This window comes from Paraprevotella clara YIT 11840, assembly GCF_000233955.1.
Classification (GTDB): domain Bacteria; phylum Bacteroidota; class Bacteroidia; order Bacteroidales; family Bacteroidaceae; genus Paraprevotella; species Paraprevotella clara.
Map to the genome: position 1 here is coordinate 296455 of NZ_JH376616.1, position 18695 is coordinate 315149.

Consider the following 18695-nt stretch of genomic DNA (forward strand, 5'->3'; position numbering starts at 1 on the left):
CACTCCCCGCCTTTATATTAAACAACAAACAAAAACAATTACATTCCTATCTGGCCTTTCCAATTCAGGAACCAGTTGTTCTCCAACATCAACTTATTGTAAAGTGCCCCATCGCGATTCTCCTTACCTCCACGCTTGCTGACCGGGTCGGCCACCCACGCATTGTTACGGTAACGTTTGGCAAAACGGATCAAATCATAGAAACGTTTACCCTCGAAACAGGTTTCCAACGCATTCTCATTGATGATCATACTGTCCACACAGGCTTGCTCTGCAGCCAGATTCAGATAAGCCCAATCTTTACGGCTCTGTCCCGTATAACCATTGATACGGTTACCATCCTTATCCAAAGAATCCACCATCGGATACGCATAATCCGGATCCAACTCAGCATAACCGCAACCACGTGAATGTAGCCCCACCGTATTGAAAGCATCAGTAGCGCTACCGCCGTCCTCACCGAGACGGCCGTTACGGGTCTGGAATGTATTGAAATAATTGTTGGCTGAATTCAGCTCGTTGAGGAATGCCATATCGGCATCGTTGCAATATACGGACACGCTGTCGTCTACCACGTCCTTGCTGATTCCCGTAGCCAAAATGGCGTATGCCATACGGGGGAACCCGCCATTGTTAAGAGCTTCGGCCAAACGCAACCAGACATTGCTTTCACGATAAATCCCGATGTTACGCTGGTTTACTTTGTAGATATTCTGCATCGTAAACTTATCCGCAGCTCCTCCCGTCGTAATGTTGACGGTTCTCGACCGCCATTGGGCGGCCAAACGCAAATCCCCTTCTAACAACGGTTCCTCCTCAATCATATCAGGAACAGCGTCTATCGGGCGATTATTCTTGTCCAAGAAAGAATAAGACTGTGCCCGGCTGATCTCCTGCATGTGCAAAGACGGTGTAATGCTGTAATTCGTCGAAGTAATGTAAGCACCATTATCATTGGTCGAAGAATTGTACAAAGTCTGCACTTCGCTATAATATCCCTGGCTGGCTGCCGAGTCCATCGGAATGATGGTGAAAGTTTCCGTCCCATATATAGAAGGACTCTGTCCTGGAATTGAATAAGACCACCCATAAGAAGTTCCCGTACTTGAAGTATACTCTACCCAATGAGCCGAATACGAGTTGGAGACATAGTAAACAGGCTTCGAGAACCCGTCTCCGACGTTACGTGTGTCCATAATCCAACGGAAATAGCACTTGGCAGCCTCGCGGTAATATGCACGTCCGGCATCCGTCCCTTGGCAAGAGGCTTTCCAAAGGTACAAATCGCCCAACACCACGTCTACCGGGAAGTAACAGTTGGCCATAAAAAGACTACCGACCTTATGCAAAGCGGGCCACGGCGTGTTGCTGTATGGCTTCAGGTCGTTGATGAAATAATCACAGATAGCTTCAATGTCCTTACGGTCCTTCACGTCAAGACTGACATCATCAGCATCCTGCTCCGTCAGCAACGGTTCGGTGTAGAAAGGCACCTTGCCATAGTTCAACGCCAATTGCAGATAAGCCCATGCGCGGATGGATCTTACCTGAGCCATTTCCTTCGCAAAAATCTGATTGCCACGATTGTCGTATGCAGCCGTATCGGCGTATGCAAGATAATAATTACAGTTGTTAATCACTGCATAATAATCACGCGGACTATTATACCTATTCTCGTCCGTCACTTCGAAGTTGGCTAACGCACGCAAATCGGCATTGGCTTGAGTGGTCAAAGTAACGAGGTCGCCCCGCACCTCGCCCAACAGGTTGGTACGGTCACCGATAGCCTGCAACTTATAGATAATACCGATCAGAGAAGTGGCAGTATCGGCCGGGGTAGTCAGATGGCTGCCGTTTTCGTATATCACATAATCCGAAGTCGGTTCAAGCATGTCTTCGCAGGCTCCTAAGAATCCTGCTCCGACAGCCGCCAACGCAATCTGAAAAATATAAGATTTGAGTTTCATAAGAGACTGAATTAAAGGTTGATTTTAATACCGAGCATAAAGTTACGGCTGTTAGCCAACAGACCGCGGTCTATGCCTTGTTCCAAAACACTGTTGCTCATAGAGAAGTCCGGATCGGCTCCCAAATACTTAGACACGGTGAAGACGTTGTTTGCCTGTCCCCAGAATGTCAGACCGTGGATGAAAGTGCTGTTGAGCGGTAGCTCATAGCTCAACGTAATAGACTTCAAGCGAAGATAGCTGGCATCCTCGATCCAACGGTCGCTGAAACGGGCATTGCCCATCGGATCTTCCCACATCACCGTCGGCATGTCGGTCTTCTGTCCTTCATACGTCCAACGGTTCACCATCGCTATCGACTGGTTCATGAAACGGTTTCCGCCTTCCAACTGCGAACGCAAGTAGTTATAGGCATCGTTGCCCAAGCTGTAATTGAAGTTCACATCCAAACGGATACGCTTATAACTTAAAGAAGTAAAGATGTTACCGTAAATATCCGGATTCGGATCTCCGATGACCTGCATATCCGCCTTGTTGATTTCCTTATCTCCGTTGTCGGCAAACTTCACGTCACCGGCCCCAAAGTAGGTCTTGTCGATACCGTTCTCGCCCAAGATGTACAAACCGTCGGCCTTAGCCTCTTCCGAAGTGGCATATACATGCGTACCGGATGCGGTAGCCTCGGTCTTATAGCCATAGAACAAATTCACCGGCTGGCCGATTTGAGAGCGGATGGTAGCACCGTAAACTTCGGCATCCACATAATCCTGCCCGTCGGGCAAAGCCGTCAGCTTGTTCTTGTAATGGCCGACACTGGCACCCAATTCCCAGTTCCAGTTACGGGTGGCGATGATATGGCCGTTCACCGTAATATTATACCCTTTGTTCTCCAAAGAACCTCCGTTCACCCAGTTGTTCTCCAAACCGGTAATGAAGTTCAGTTCATGATAAGTCAACAGGTTGTCTGTCCAACTCTTGAACACGTTTACTTTCAAGTTCAAACGGTTTTTCAGGAAATTCAACTCCGTACCGAAGCTGAAACGACGGGTTGTCTCCCACTGTACTTCCGTATTGCCCAAATTACCCAACACCAAACCATTGGCCAGATTCTGGAACAAGATACTCTTGAAATAAGTACGGGTAGCATCAAAGTCGATACCGTCGTTACCGCTCACATCATATCCCATCGTAAATTTGGCATAGTCTATTCCCGGCACATCGAACCAACTTTCATTGGACAACACCCAACCGGCCTGGATTCCGGGGAAAACGCCCCAACGTACACCCGCCAATTTGAAACCGTCTTTCGCTTCTTTACCGAATCGTGAAGAACTTTCGATGGCCAAATTACCTTCTACGAAATAACGCTTTCTGTAATCGTAACGGGCCTGACCGTACCAACTCATTGAAGTCCATTCGTTAGTGCTACCGGTAGTCGTCTTGTTTTGCGTATCATTGATAAACGGCGTTTTATCGCTACCCGTATTGTAACCCAACTGCGTGTCTACCTTGTAACGGTCGTTCATATAACGGAAACCTCCCAAAAGGTCTATACTATGTGCACCGTACTGATTTCCCCACTCTATTTTCGTATCGCTCGTAATCGAATTCTGCGAAGAATAAAGCGAACGGATTTCATTTTCTACCGTAAGACCGATAGAAGAAACATAGTAGTCAGGCACACCGTTGATGGGCACGTAGTACTTATCGTTCGTATTCGTCAACGTATAGCTGAACAAAGAACTGAGAGACAAATGCTTGTTGAACTGCCATCTCGGAGTAATGGCGATGTTCAAATAAGAGTTCTCAAAGTAATTCTTATTCTGAGCCGTACCGTACTCGTTGATAGAAGCAGGATTGGCCAAACGATAATTCACATTACCAATCGAAGCCAAAGCCTGATCCAGATAGTCCTCGTCACTGTTGTCGAATGCCACATCGGAAATCTTACCGTTGGAATAAGCATACGGGCTCAGCATCGGGCTTTTCACCAAACCGAGATAATTGACAGAAGTCACCGTTCCTTCATCGTAATTCTCCGGCGCACCCTGGTCTTTCAGGTTACGCGTCACGTTGCTGTAGGAAGCGTCGAAACGGATGAACAAATGCTTGAACATGTTTATATCCGTATTGAAACGGATGTTCAAACGGTTCACATCATTGTCTTCCAATACACTCTGCGCACCATTGTACCCCAATGCGAGGAAATAGCTGGCCACCTCATCACCTCCTTGTACCGTAATGCCATAATTCTGCGAGAAAGCCTCACGGTAGATGACATCGTTCCAATCCGTGTTGTTATTATATTTATTGTAATAGTAATTATTCGGATCGGAAGTCAGGAACTGGAATTCCGACAGGTTCGTACCCGTTGTCTTCAACAAGTCCGAAGCGTACGTCTTGAACTGCGAACCGCTCATCATCGGAAGCGATTTCGGCAATAAGGTAATGCCGGCCGACACCGTGGCGTCGATTTTCGTAGCCAAACTCGTGTTACGCTTCGTTTCGATGAGAATCACTCCGTTGGCTCCCTTGGCTCCATAAATAGCCGTACCGTTGGCCATCACCTTCACGCTCTTGATCTCGTTCACGTTGAAAGATGTCAGAATATCATTGTAGAAGCCGTCATGAACCATCGTACGGTCATACTGCTGATCTACGATAACCCCGTCAATCACGATCAACGGCTGACCGTTGCTGTGCAAGGAGTTGATACCGTTCATCATCATGAAGTTTCCGATACCGGGCGTACCTCCACGGGAAATCGTACGGACATTGGCACCCAACTGGTCACCGATTTCGGATGTGATATTCAAGGACGGACTATAATCGAACTTGTCTGCCACCACCGTATTCAGGATATTGTCATCCGCACCGTATGCCGAACGCATGGCATTCGAATACATCGTCACATCGCGCAACTTACCGGATTGGTTAATACCCACACGAACCGTATTATAGTCCGGTGCCGTGATTTTCAATGCCGTAGCGTACTCCGGCACATCAAGCTTATACGTACCGTCCTCTTCGGTCAACGCACTGTAACCGTCGTAACCGCTCACGCTGACCAAGGCTCCACCCAAAGGAGTGCCGGATGTCACAGCGAACACTCGCCCGCTGACCGGACGTGTCTTTACATTTTTCTTTATCGGACTGGCAGGTCTGGCCGCAGTCACGGTGTCGGTAGCAGCCTCTTCCTGAGCATAGCCCCCCAAAGTACCTGCCATCAACAATGCTAAACAATAGAATCTATATCTTTTCATTACTCATGCTCTAATATTGTTCTACAATCAATTTTCATCGCTTCCGGATCCGGATGTAGGACGTGGCTCGAAAATCACACAGTCTATCGCTAAATCCTTGCTGTAACCGTCCGGTACCGTACGTCCCTTGATAGATTGTATGGTCAGCAGCACCCTGGGATCTTCCTCGCCGAAGTTACAAACCGGAGATTCAAATCCTGTCGCTACCGTGACGGTATCCATCTTCGTGGCATCGACATCTACATCCGTGCACAAAGTCACGGCATTGCTCCCTTCAATCATATCGCCGGTTCTCGACGAATAATATCTGATCTTAGCTGTAAACTGACGCTTCAACTGTGCGTCTTCCTTAGCCAAAGAGTCTCCGGCCAAAGGAGAGGCAAACACGACTTTGATGTCATACGGACAGTTGGAAAGCGTACTGGGAATCTTAAAGGTAATTTCCGGCTGGTTGGTACGGCCCGAACGGGCATCCCTTACCACCAAGTAACCACCTCCCGACACTCTGAATTTCTCATTGGTTGCCTCTACTGCATTTACCTGAATGGAAGTCGAGTCGCCCGAGAGCGTCACTGTCGAATAATTATTAGCATATTCCGCTTCAACCTGAACAGGAGTCATATAAATCAATTTGGTAGGAGGAATACGCCAATCCGTAGCCTTATACAAACGACCGTTACTGCACTCCTGAGGTGTCAGGCCATACAGCAAACCGCCAGCCTGCATCGGCCATTCGAACTTAGAACAATCCGGATAAAAAGAAGTATAGGTCGTGGCAACGATGGAATCCGGATTCGCTTCGTTGAAAGGCAATTCCTGCGATCTTACATTGAAGCACGAACTGTACAGGAACATAAATTTAGAATAGAGGTTCTGTAAAGAGTCGCCGTCTTCTCCCAAACTTTGATGATACTCGAAATAAGAACGGTACAGGTCTATGTTCTCCTTCCAAATCTTATTGGTAGGAGCTACGAACCAATACAGACTGTCTTCAGAGTCAATCCGACCCAACTGATTGAAAATAGGATTGTAATTGTACATCACAGAGTCCAAATAAACCGTTTCACCGTCTACGATACCACCCGGCACACTGGCCTCTTCGTCAAGTTCTATACGATTCCATGAAAGGAAGAAATTGGCTACACTATCCAGCCCGTTGTCTCCTTCCAAATCCATGCGGAGGCGTTCCCAAATATTAGGAAAGAAAGTTGCGGGTCCGTCCACTTTATAGAGCATACCATTGGAAGACGGAACCCCGTTGCCTACCATGTTCACTTCACCGTTAAGCATGGAACCGGTCAAAGTCAAACGTTTGCCATTCATCATCTTGACAGTCTCGTCTTTTGTCAACGACGAAACTTGCTGATTATACATGGCTATATGATTCTTGATAAACTGATTCAAAGTAGAATTATCGTCATCAATTATCCCCTGGCTTTTCTCTCTCTTATAGGTGTCAATCCACTCCTGAGCTTCCGCATCCGTAATTTCCGGAGCCCAAACCGTAAACACCTGATTGGCATTCAAAATGTCTTTGTAGCCACAAGAATCCAGAACCCTCACGAAAGGACGAATGCTCTCGTCGAGTTGCATATTTTCCCACAGGGTTGCACCGGGCACCGTACCATTCACACTGTAATGGTCATCCCACGTATCCGTACAGGATACACCGACGGTTGCGGCGGCTAACGCCACAACACCTGTCTGTATATAATATTTTAGTTTCATTTTCTTTAGCGTTTAAATGTGAATATTAGTAAACATCCTCACCGATACCTCCGGCCCCACAAATACTTATAGGTACCAATTCCATATAATCAAGAATGAAACATCCTCTGTTCCCTTGTGTGAATACGGAACGAATACGAATTTTATGGTCCGTATGGGGCTTCACCTCTACATCGCAGATTTTACGACGGAAAGTATAGGCATTATTATACATCAGCGTACAACTATTAGGACTGTATCTTGGAGCATCCGTTCCGTCATTCCCCGTAAAGATACTCTTCGGCCCGCTATAATAACCGTTGTTCTTCATCGTACGTGCATTCTCTTCCAACTGTTCACTGGTGTAAATACCGGAAGAACTTTCTTCTGAATTCCGAAAACCCGTAGTTCCATTATAAAGCCCTCCGACGCGTGAATCATCGGCACGATAGCGCATATCGATAGGAATTCCTTGCGGTATGCCGTCCACATAAACCTGGGCAATACCACGGTCCAACATGCCGGGATAACCTAAACGGAGTTCGTACGTGCCGGGAGGAACATCAGGTAACGGGAAGGTCACATCGTAACTCGTTCCCAAAATGTTAATCTCATCTCCTCCCCAGTTCCACCAAGGCACTTTCGGACGCTGCACAAAGAAAATGGTATTCTCGCTGAAGGTGCAATTTTTCATATAGCCAGGTGGAATGTAATAATTGAACCCGCCATTCTCTCCACCATTCTCATCATTGTCATGAGAACCGTAAGCCTGTGTCGGATTCCCGCACAAACGGATATCATTACTAGTCAACTCGGGCCATAATGTATAAAAATCCACACGCACTCTCGTATTCATCACATTATTACGCATCGTCTGGTCATAAGCCACAACATCGTCTAAGTAGAAGTAGGACACGTTCAATGAGAAGTTCTCTGCGTCAGGCTGCGTCAAATAAGCACCACGTACTCTGTCATAAGAATTGTACTCCGTAGCCGTACTATGGTTGATATAGTAACCAGCCGGATGCTCTACCTGCTTGTCCACAGTAGCATATACTCTCTCCAACTTTATCGTGGAATAATCCAACAACGTAGAAATCCACTCCGTAGGATTGGCATAGGCCGTATTGGTACCCCAGCAGTTAATCAACTTAGCCGTACTTGCAAACAGACGGTCCAGAATATGATAGGACAGGAACATATTCAACGGGTTGTAACGGCTGGTCAAGGATTCTTTATTCCAATACTTCTCTTTGTACGTCCTTCCTTCAGAATCGTCAGGATCCACTTCATTCAGACCGAAAATATTGGCAGCCGCATTATCTTTATATTTCTCAACGGCTAAATCGTACAACGCATCGACCTTCTGGTCCAAAGTCATATTGGCGTTAAAACGATCGCTGTACTTCTCATACAACACCTCATCAGGAACGATAAGTAATGTGAAACCTTGATAGCGATGGTCCGGACGCTTGGCATGATATTCGTAGCCTTGGTCATTCTCGTTGAAGACACCTCCGGAATGAATTCCAGTCTTGAACTCCGGATAATTTTCTTTCCTGATTTCATAGCTGTCATCACGATAATGAATCAACGAGTCCAGCAATCCGGTACGACTGAGAGCCTCATAATAAATCGTAAACTCATCATGATTATCGTCCAACAGACTGGAGCCCAAACTGGTATTCGGTATCAGTACGCGATCTACCGGATGAACCACTCCGTTGTCCACTGAGTCATTCTTCAACTCGTTGATAATGGCGGAACGACGGTTGATTACACTTAACGTCATCCCGTTCGCATCTACCGTATCCCCGTTCGTCACGATAATCAAAGGCAAATCAAGCTCATTATTTATTTGCTCCGTTTCGGAGAAATTATAAGTGTACTTGATGCTATTATCCACCAAACAGGCTTTCACCAACGTATCGCACAATTCGACCGGAAGATCCTCGACCGAAGCGTAACCACGTTCTTTCAAAAATGATTCCACTCCGGAATTGACGGCCGGATAGAAAGTTCGGGAGCCACGACTCGACAGAAAATCCATCTCGCCGGCACGCTCGACAATACGCTTGAACAGGCTGAAATCTTCGCGATTCTTCAAAAAATCACTCATCATCTCTCCCGTAAAAGTATAGTAGCTATCGGCTGCCAAGTCGTCATTACAACTGGTGAACAGACTCATCTGTACCGTTAACAGTAAAACGGTACACATGGATATTAATATTTTAAACAAACACTTCATAACAATTATTTACCTGTTGATTCATAAGAGTCACCGGCCTCCGGATAGGCAGGATTCTGCTTCAAGTTAGAGTTAACCTGCAATTCGTCGTAATTATAAGGCCAATAAATAGCCATCATGTTCTTCAACTTACCGGTTGCAGTCGCTGCATTTTCCGTAAACTTACTCTGCACGGCTTCTACCAAATAATCCGTATTGCCGTCACGACGGGTATGGCGTACCAAATCAAACCAACGCTTGCCCTCGAACAAGAACTCACGTCTACGTTCATCGAACACCAAATCCATCAATTGCGATTTTGTAGAATAATTACTGTAAGTCAAAGAGGAAGACGTGTTCGGTGCCGAACGGTCGGCAATGGCCTTGATTAACTCAAAAGCGGCTTGTCCCAAACTGTCATTACGCTGAGTGGCATCTTCTCCCATCATGCAAATCAAAGCTTCCGCCTTAATCAGCATCATGTCGCTAACCCGGTAAAATACCCAATTGACATCGTTCTTTGTCAAACGTCCCACATAAGCCAAAGTACTACCGGTAGAAAGACTTGGATTAATGCTTCTATAAGTATATTTGGCAATATCCACGATTTCCGGATTAGACTCGTTATCCACATGAATGGACTCCTTGATACGCGTATCCTTGTTCGTCAAGAATATCTGCGGAGAAGACAACTCTTTCCAAAGATCTTCCGCCGGTGCGAACAGTCCATATCCTATTTCTTTATCCTTTTCCGAAATAAAACGATAGAAGAATGCTGCAGGTACGTCATTCGACTTCGTACCGTCTGTCGTACTTTCGGAAAACTCCAACTCAAAAATGCTCTCGGGGCCACCGCCTTCACCGAAGTTATATTCATAAGCCGCACCTGCCGACAAAATGGTATTGTCATTGTCCGGAATCAAAGGATAACCATTCACCATATAATAGGAAGAATAATTATTCTTGAAATAATCCGTCTTGTAATCGATAACCATTTGGGCATATTTCTCTGCATTGGAATAATCATCTATCCACAAATACATATCAGCCAACATGGCAAAGATAGCATTCTGCGTGATGCGTCCGTAACTGATATCCTTACCGGACTGCTTCGGCCATACCTTCAACGCATTCGGCCATACAGCCAACAAGTCATTAATCAGGTTCCGAACGATGACATCCCCGTCCGTAGCCGGAAGGTTCAGTTCCTGCTCGTCATTGGTAATGGCCTCCGTATAATAAGGCACATCCTTAAACGTACGCACCAAATAGAAATAACAAAGGGCACGCAAGGCCGTAACCTCAGCTATCGTAGCCTGCACGTCGCTCGGCAAATAATTCGGGTCTTTTTCTGCCACTTCCGGTGCTTTCTGGATGACCAAGTTACAACGGTCGATGACAGAATAGAAACTCGACCAATCGGTATAGGCATTATTGGAAAGAATATTCTCGCTCAAAATATATCCCTCCGCCGAAGTCGCACTGAATTTAGCATGGAAACCGCGACGTGTATTGTCCGAACGGCTCTCTCCCCAGATGAACAAGCGACGAACAAAATCATCATCCTGCATACGTGTGTAGCAACCTGTCACTATCTGGTCCACGTCGTTCTTCTCATTCCAGTAATTATCTTCATACACCATGGTCAACGGATAAATATCCAGAAAGTCTCCACAAGATGTCATAGACATTCCGACCATGGCCAGAAAAGCTGATTTAAACCATATTTTCTTCATCTTATTCATAGCATTATCAATTAGAAATCTACTGTGACACCAAAAGTATATGACTTGGCACGCGGAGTCTGCGCTTCGTCTTGCGTCACACTATATCCTCCGTAACCCAACTCCGGATCCACACCGGAATACTTCGTCAAGCAGAAAAGGTTATTACCACTCAAATAGAAACGCAAACCGCTCAAACCGATTTTCTTCACCATCTTCTGCGGCATATTATAGGAAATCTGCAAATAGTTCAGACGCAAGAATGTTCCGTCTTCCACAAAGCGGTCGCTGATCATCGTATTATAGTTCGCAAAGTTGCCGCTCGTACTCAACGCACGCGGAATGGAAGTGAAATCTCCCTCCTTGCGCCAACGGTAGTTCACGGCCTGGCTCTGGTTGTTGTTCGAGCCCATGCTCTCCATGTCCAAACGGGCCAAATTCACAATGTCGTAGTCCACACGGTAGTTGAACTGTGCATTCAAAGCCCAGTCACCATAATTGAACTTGAATCCGAAACCACCGGTCAACTTCGGCAACGAATTACCCAAGTAAACTATATCGAGTTGGTTGATATTACCGTCGTGGTTCACATCTTCATAAATCGCATCACCACCCTTGAACTCATACCCGGTACCGCCTGATACATAATTGAACATCATCTGCAACGGGTCACCCTTCATGTCACGTACGATTTCTCCGTTCGCATTGTATACCAAAGGAGCCGTCCAACCGCCATTGTTATTGAAGTTGGCGATGAAAGCCTTAGCATCCGCATCACCGTCGGCTGCCAAGCGTTCTTTCTGCAGATAAGTATCATAATTATACATATAGACACCCTTGTAACGATAACCGTAAATGGCACCGAAAGGATTGTCCACCTGCACACGTTGCAGAAGTTTCCGGTTCTCAGCCACCCAGTCATTGTTCAAAGTCTCCAATACACGGGGATCCATTCGGGTAATCACATTCTTGTTGTTGGCAAACGTGAAGTTCAAATCCATCCAGAACTTACCTTTCTGAATCAGTTTGTTGGTGTTCAGGTTGATTTCCCAACCTTTATTGTTCATGTCACCTACGTTCTGATAAGGATAATTCGTGAAACCGGATATACTGGATATTCTCACATCCTTCATCAACATGTCTTTTGTGGTCTGTGTATACAAGTTGATATCAGCCTTGATACGGTCATCCCAAAAGCCCAAGTCGAAACCGACATTCCAAGTATATTTCATTTCCCACTGCAAAGTGTTCAATTTCAAGTTATTCGGAGCCATACCGGTAGCACCGAAATAGTTGCTGGCAGCACTATACTGATTGACATACAAATAATCTTTCGTAGGCTGATTACCGGTCATACCCCATCCCGGACGGATAGAAAGCATAGACAACCATTTACGCGTACCTTCCATCCACGGCTCGTCCACCACATTCCAACGGCCTGAAACAGCAGGGAAAACACCCCAACGCTTACCCGGACCGAACTTGGTTGTACCGTCTACACGGGCAGATACGTCAAAAATATATCTTTCCTTGAAAGCATAGTGAGCAGAGAATGTGTAGTAAAGACTTCTCCAACGGTTGAAGTTGCTGGACATACCCGGAGTAATACCACCGGCACTCGGAGCTTCCACACCGTTCGGCAAACCTGCTACTTCGGTTTTCTGGTCACTTGACGTACCTGAAACCAATTGGAAACGTCCCATTGCCATAAATGAATGGTCTTCATTCAAGAAATGAGGTACAAAAGTCAACGTATGCGTAGTCGTAAATGCCAAACTCTTAGAACTGTAACTCGTTGCCTTGCTTACACCGTCGGCATTCCAGTTGTCTGTAGACAATTCACGCGGATAATAAGTATCTTCGTATGCATTGAACACATTCATGATCACCTTTCCGTTATAGGTCAAACGGTGTTTGGTATCATCAATGCCCAAAAAGTCATACTGCAATTCCAACTTCGGGTCGATGGCGTATGTCGTATAAGAATTCTTGGCATACTTGGCACTCGCAATAGGATTCACCAACCCACGTTGGTCTTCCAATGCGTCTTTAGCCTTCAACATCTCGTAATAACGTCCCAAAGAATTACCCTGTTCATCCTCTTCGAAAATAGCCAAGTTCGGCATCTTCTTATAAGCAATCTTCAACAAGTCATCAGAGTTTTTCTGGTTGTCCGTATAAGTCAAAGCAAAGTCACTGATAATCTTAATACGGTCACTTACATAATAGTCCAACATCATACGGGTCGTAAAACGATCCAACTTCTGCTCGATGATAGAACCGGTCTCATGGTCATAACCACCGGATATACGGAAAGTCGCTTTCTCACCACCACCGGTAATGGAAACGAAATGATTCTGACGCAAACCGACTTGTTTCACTTCTTTCACCCAGTCCGTGTTGTTGTTGAACATCTGCCATTCAGAGAACACACGCTTATCCGTAATGTAATTGAATTCAGGAATATCAGCGGCCGCATCACTCAAACGAGGATTGAAATACGCTTCCTTCATCAACATCGTATATTGATCGCCCGTCAACAAATCCACTCCATCCGGCTGGTAGGTGCCAGTCAAACGAAGAGAATAAGTCAATCTCGGTTTTCCACGTTTACCGCGCTTTGTTTTGATTTCAATCACACCATTCGCACCTTGAGAACCCCAGATTGCCGTAGCAGCAGCATCTTTTAAAACGCTGATACTCTCGATATCTTCCGGGTTGATATTCAATAATTGCGCGAACTGTTCATCATTGGCATTTTGTACATCAAAGTTACTCTGATCTACATTCCAAACGTCACCGTTCACCACAATCAAAGGTTCGGAACTCGTCAACGTACTGATTGTAGACGCACCACGCAAACGCATCGTCGTACCGGCACCCAAGTTACCGGAATTCATCACGATATCCAAACCGGCGATACGTCCTTGCAAAGCTTCATCTACGGAAGTAAGACCCAAGCCTTCAAATTCCTTGGCATTAATAGTCTGTGAAGCAAAAGAAACCTCGCGCTCCGGAATAGCCAAACCGGATGACTCCACACGTTTCTTTGCTTTTACTTCCACCTGCTTCAATACCATAGCATCCTCCAAGGTCACATGGTACACCTTTTTATTAATAGGAAGAATCTGGGTCTTCATACCCACATAGCTAATCTTCAAACGGTTTTTAGGATTCTTGATTTTCAAAGTGAAATTACCGTTAAAGTCTGTCACTGTGGCAGATATGTTACGGTTAGAAGCGTCCATTTCAACAATAGCAGCCCCCACAACAGGCCCGAAAGAGTCGGAAATCGTTCCACTCACACTCGTTATTCCCTGAGCATTCACTACCGTGGCAATGACCAGGCAGCAAATTAAGAAATAATATTTTAATTGTTTCATTGTCTTTATCATTAAGGTTAATTACCTGAAATCTCATTGTAGGCATCAGACAACTCTTTTGTATAGAGCAATGGTTTGTCTATCAGATGTACGACTGCTGTAGAAGAGTTGAAGATACGGGTTGCCGATTCAATATCCGTACATGCAATAGGTCCACTCGCAGAACCGTCGCTTGAACTTACACCGGAACGGAAGCGATATTCACGTGCAAAGTAATTGCCATCCAAAACCTTACGGGGAGCTTCCCCTTCAATTTCCATTTTATTGGCATCATTGCAAGTGATGACTATACTTCCCGAACCAGCCTGACCGCTGTTCGATACGGTAAGCGTGGCAAAACGGCTTCCTCCCATGTAAGAAGTTTCGTAAGTACCCGATGAGGCAGGAGCTGTCTGATAAACCGCACTATTCTGGATATGATAACGTATAAAGTTGTTAATCAATGTATTCATGCTATCTATCTGAACCTCCAATCGAGCTGCCTCTTCCGGATTGCTGTTCTCGATTTCATCCAGCTTGTCTTCCAACTCAATCACATCTCTCCAATCCGGAAGCAAGTTATTCTCATACATTTTCTCTATCTCAGTTGTAGGCGGAGCATACACTGTATAATTATAGTTCTCCATGACCGAAAGGGTCAAACCATTGGAAATGGTCTTGGCAGTACCCGTAGAAGAAGACCCGCTTGTAGTAATGTTATAGAATTGAGATACTAACGTGCTATTCTCCACCATATTAGAGAACTCGCTATAACGATTATCCTTTGTAGCCAACTCCTTTAATAAAGTAGAAACGGATTTTGAAGCAGACATCACCGGTTCCATATCTACGATAAAGGTCTCACCATTACCGTCAGGATTCTGCCCCATGTTATAATAACCTTCCACCTCACGAACTTTCAGCTCATAGGGGCTATTGCTACTATTCTGGTCGGCAAGTTCTTTACGATAAGGAGTGGTAATACGGATGTTTGCGCCCGTACCTTCGAGTATGACCGGACAACCGCCCTTTGTGACCCATACGCTCTTACCCGTTGAAGTAGTGGCAGACTTATCCTGTACGATGATGGAATTCTCCAGAATATCTTTCAGACGGTTCGTTACGTAATCAGATTCTGTACTACCGTTTTTCCAAGGGTTTGTGATTTCTGTACCGCGTGTCAACGTTCCGTCTGCATTCTTCGTTGCATTATAACGTTTACATTTGATACGGCTACCGGTCAGTGAAGGACTATAATCATAATAAAACTCCGTAATGGTAGGCTGGTTCTTGTGATAATCTACCGGATCCACATAGTTTTTCAAAGCTTCATCGGTAGGAAGAATGAACAAGAACATGCTTTCCATGGAATTCAGATAAGCCTGATAGTCCAATTCATTGATGATATAGCGCATGATATCAGTCTTGGTGTTACGGTCGTTGTCATTCAAAGATGCGGGGAAAGCCACAGACTGGTATTCCGGAATATTATAAACTTCGTTAGACTTGTATACCACACCATTGTTGGCCATAAGGCAAGAACCGATACCCGTCTGTCCGCCCGGTTCGCCCACAGAAAGTCCCATCTCCAATTGAGCCGTGTTCATCACCGAACTGAACTTGCTGGGCACAGTAGCCACCAAAGAATACTTCATGAAGTTGTCCAGCATATTCACGATAATATGGTTCGGAATGCTGTCTATATATTTATAACGGTCAATCAAAGCGGCACCGCCACCAGACTGGAAGTAACGCTCGAAAGCAGCATCCGTAGGAGCCACAATGACTGCCATGTCTTCACTCATAGGCGTATTGGACGAACCGTTCTGATACTGGTTCCATCCCGGATCGTAAGACAAGACATTGGCTGCATCATAATCCACATTCTTATAAGTCAGCAACGCATTGTTCGTTCCGTTTACGTTCGCATCGAAACCGTTATTCAAATAACGCCATACGAACGCAGAGTCCACCCCGACCGTATTCGACAATCCTTCGTTATATACCGGTACGGCAAAACGATCCAACATCTTGCTGAATGTCGAAAGTTCTCCGTCGTTATGAATAGCCTCGGCCATATTGGTCAAAGGATTCATTACGTTTTCCAAAACCTGAATGTAACCGTTCTGACACGTAATATCCCTTTCCACCAAACGCTGCCCGTTGATATACGACTCCGAAGTGTTGTCGCAAGCTCCATTGGTCAAAAACTTCAAATCGTCGTTCGTAATCGACTTATTCGACATATAAGCGGAAAGGAAATGCACCATCGGTGCTGTCGTATTGTCCCGAAACACCGTCATTCCTCCTGTTGCCGCATCCGAATATTTAGAACGGTAATACAGCCAATATTCGTTGTCCGGCATGTCCGAAGCGCGCAACTGCGGAATCGTATCATACAGGTTCAACGAAGAAGAGCGGCGTATCACAGTCCCGGGTGCCGGATTATCGCCAGGCGTACTCGACATCAACTCTATCAGATAAGCACTGTTTATCATCGAAGAATTAAACAATAACTTTTTCTGCGAAGGCGTCAAATCGCTATAAGACTTGGCTCCCCACACATTGTTCTGAAAGAATCGGGTGAAAGCGTCGTCATTCGCAACGAACAACGTCTTACTACCCGTCAAACGTAAGGTTCTGGCATACTCTGTCTCGCCGTTTCCGTCCACGGTCGAAACATCCTTGTCATTGATAAGTTCCAACATCGTTTTATAATTCCCACGCTTCTCCAACTCTTCGTAGATGCTGCTACCCAACCACGAAGGCATTCCGGTCAAAAGCTCGTCCTCACAAGAGACTAACAAACCACCGGCAAAGAACAGCGCACATGCAGAATAGGTAAAACGACCCATTTTACTTTTAATGTTACTGCCTTTCATATTTCCATTAGGTTAATATTTTAATAGATTTATTATTCACTCAATATATAAATATCGTTTTGATACACCACGCCCCTCCCGTCACCGGCTCTCGGCCGAGAGTTGACCAGCAGTGTACCCACACAACATTTTTGCCACTTTCTTTTTGGGAGTACTGACTCCTCTAAAGCGCTGAATCCGTGTCCTCTAATATAGCCTACTTTACATTCCATTAGGTTAATTATTCAATATTTTTTAAATCGGGTGCACAAAGCTCCCCCTTTTGGGTATCAAAGATATGACATTTCTGTAAAAACACATAATAAAATCTAAACTAATATCGAAAACATGTTTAAAAACATATTTCTGAGCTGACACAAATCTGTTTTTTCCACGTATTAAAGAAAATTAGCACAGTTCTTTTCACACTATTTCCGTTTGTTTCGCATATACCACGGTCTGACCAAAAACAAATGATACATTCCCGTTCCTACGAATATAGCTCCTATTATATAAGTATATATCGTTTGTCCGACTTCCGTTCCTAACCCGAAAGCTACGGAATACCCGGCCAAAAGTCCGGCATCCCATCCCAGAAGATAAGAAGTCTGTGCCGTTCCTCTCTCGCAATGCTCGCAGATACGAATATAAGAAAGCAAATACCGGCTGGTCACAAAACCGAGGCCACTTCCCAGGCATAAGGCAATACACCATTTCATCCCTTCCATATCACCCCCCAATCCCCATAACGAGGCACTTGTCACGAGAGCAACGAATCCTACTGCAAACTCCGTTTGCAACTTTTCCTTAAAAAACAGATGATGCCCCCATAAGGCCAACCAAAAACCGACAGCCAAAAACAAGTAAAATCCGGCATCCCGGTATTGCCCCAACATCAATCCGGCGGAAAAGGCCACTCCTGTCAGAGGAATAAAGAGCCGGAATCCCCGAGGCAGCCAAAAACGGTCGAATGTACACCACGACGGTTCCAAAGGAGCCCTGAAAGGAACACGCATCGTCATAACCAACAGGCCGGCGCAAAACAGAAAAGCCACGGATACTCCGGCAAAAAGGCGTACACCGTAATGCATCGGTACGACAATACCCGACAAAGGACCGAAGACCAAAGCCAAACGAGTGAACCAATAGTAGACATGTGCGGCTTCCGTCCGCTTTTTCGTATCGGACAAATCCAACAACAAAGTACTCCCCAAAGCTATTTGGAACACACTATATGAAGCCCCCTGCATCATCCTCGCCAGCCACTTTCCCCACTGCGGGCCATCGAAAAGAAACGCCACCGTAGCGCATACGATGCCGGCTAATGCCCACAAGGCCACATTTTTCCGCCGGTAAGCATCCAACCAGTAATTGCAGAAAGGTGCAGGTAAACATACGCCCACCCAAAAGAGCAGCACGGATGCACACATTCCTCCTACGTCTTCCCCCGGTATTCGTCCCATACACACGGGAGCGACAGGCAAAAACATATATAAAGAGGTGCATACACAAAAGTTGGCTAAGATGATTTTCAGGAAATCAGCATGCCACAAGGTCTTATGCCCGATACTGGTTTGTGCCACG

8 protein-coding genes are annotated in these 18695 nt (G+C 45.6%); all 8 read right to left on the bottom strand.

All coding sequences use genetic code 11. From position 1 onward, the window contains the following. Positions 1-38: 38 nt before the first annotated feature. Positions 39-1967 carry a RagB/SusD family nutrient uptake outer membrane protein gene (locus HMPREF9441_RS12810; RefSeq protein ID WP_008621868.1) on the bottom strand — a complete coding sequence of 643 codons (1929 nt, stop codon included), beginning with the start codon at positions 1965-1967 and terminating at the stop codon, positions 39-41. Positions 1968-1978: 11 nt separating this feature from the next. Beyond that, complete coding sequence (locus tag HMPREF9441_RS12815; RefSeq protein WP_008621869.1) at positions 1979-5194, bottom strand: SusC/RagA family TonB-linked outer membrane protein; 3216 nt, start codon at positions 5192-5194, stop codon at positions 1979-1981. A 63-nt stretch (positions 5195-5257) separates the two neighbouring features. Then, positions 5258-6958 (bottom strand): fasciclin domain-containing protein, encoded by a 1701-nt coding sequence (locus tag HMPREF9441_RS12820; RefSeq protein WP_008621877.1) that lies wholly within the window; start codon positions 6956-6958, stop codon positions 5258-5260. A 25-nt stretch (positions 6959-6983) separates the two neighbouring features. Continuing rightward, positions 6984-9185 carry a fasciclin gene (locus HMPREF9441_RS12825; protein ID WP_008621880.1) on the bottom strand — a complete coding sequence of 734 codons (2202 nt, stop codon included), beginning with the start codon at positions 9183-9185 and terminating at the stop codon, positions 6984-6986. A 5-nt stretch (positions 9186-9190) separates the two neighbouring features. Continuing rightward, positions 9191-10909 (bottom strand): RagB/SusD family nutrient uptake outer membrane protein, encoded by a 1719-nt coding sequence (locus HMPREF9441_RS12830; RefSeq protein WP_008621881.1) that lies wholly within the window; start codon positions 10907-10909, stop codon positions 9191-9193. A gap of 11 nt (positions 10910-10920) precedes the next feature. Beyond that, positions 10921-14283, bottom strand: a complete 3363-nt coding sequence (locus HMPREF9441_RS12835) for a SusC/RagA family TonB-linked outer membrane protein (RefSeq protein WP_008621882.1) — start codon at positions 14281-14283, stop codon at positions 10921-10923. A 5-nt stretch (positions 14284-14288) separates the two neighbouring features. Beyond that, a complete protein-coding gene (locus tag HMPREF9441_RS12840) occupies positions 14289-17132 on the bottom strand; it encodes a hypothetical protein (RefSeq protein ID WP_008621883.1) in 2844 nt (947 codons plus the stop codon). A gap of 407 nt (positions 17133-17539) precedes the next feature. After that, positions 17540-18694 carry an MFS transporter gene (locus tag HMPREF9441_RS12845; protein WP_244949769.1) on the bottom strand — a complete coding sequence of 385 codons (1155 nt, stop codon included), beginning with the start codon at positions 18692-18694 and terminating at the stop codon, positions 17540-17542. Position 18695: the final 1 nt, after the last annotated feature.

Coding starts and splice junctions, on each gene's coding strand:
- HMPREF9441_RS12810 (WP_008621868.1), bottom strand. CDS start 1,967: ATGAAACTCAAATCTTATATTTTTCAGATTGCGTTGGCGGCTGTCGGA.
- HMPREF9441_RS12815 (WP_008621869.1), bottom strand. CDS start 5,194: ATGGCAGGTACTTTGGGGGGCTATGCTCAGGAAGAGGCTGCTACCGAC.
- HMPREF9441_RS12820 (WP_008621877.1), bottom strand. CDS start 6,958: ATGAAACTAAAATATTATATACAGACAGGTGTTGTGGCGTTAGCCGCC.
- HMPREF9441_RS12825 (WP_008621880.1), bottom strand. CDS start 9,185: ATGAAGTGTTTGTTTAAAATATTAATATCCATGTGTACCGTTTTACTG.
- HMPREF9441_RS12830 (WP_008621881.1), bottom strand. CDS start 10,909: ATGAATAAGATGAAGAAAATATGGTTTAAATCAGCTTTTCTGGCCATG.
- HMPREF9441_RS12835 (WP_008621882.1), bottom strand. CDS start 14,283: ATGATAAAGACAATGAAACAATTAAAATATTATTTCTTAATTTGCTGC.
- HMPREF9441_RS12840 (WP_008621883.1), bottom strand. CDS start 17,132: ATGAAAGGCAGTAACATTAAAAGTAAAATGGGTCGTTTTACCTATTCT.